This window comes from Frankia sp. Mgl5 (genome assembly GCF_023242985.1).
Taxonomy (GTDB): domain Bacteria; phylum Actinomycetota; class Actinomycetes; order Frankiales; family Frankiaceae; genus Parafrankia; species Parafrankia soli.
This window is the reverse complement of sequence record NZ_JALKFY010000217.1, coordinates 1-256: the sequence shown is the minus strand read 5'-3', so window position 1 is coordinate 256 and position 256 is coordinate 1. Positions and strand designations below refer to the sequence as shown.

The 256-nt window shown below is 53.5% G+C and carries 1 protein-coding gene; it reads right to left on the bottom strand.

Features of this window, described 5'->3' with window-relative positions; translation table 11 throughout:
• Positions 1 to 256: DUF1998 domain-containing protein (locus MXD62_RS09080; RefSeq protein WP_248828931.1), on the bottom strand; the 256-nt coding region annotated here is incomplete at both ends.

Genomic DNA, 256 nt, shown 5'->3' with positions numbered 1-256 from the left:
CCATCTCTGCGTAAACCTGTTCGCTTAACCCGATCCCACCCGGATACCGATCATAGAGGAAAATGGACGGTTGGCCGGAATGAACTGCTTTTCGTTGAGCAATCACATGCAAATCCTGCGGGTCGCACATGACAAAGAGCGGGGCCACATGCTGCAACACATGGGCAAGTGCGACAAGGCCGCGTTCCACCTCTGCCTTCCCGATCGTTTCCAAAAGGGATTCGGAAAAACTGATCCACGCTGCGTTGGTATGCAA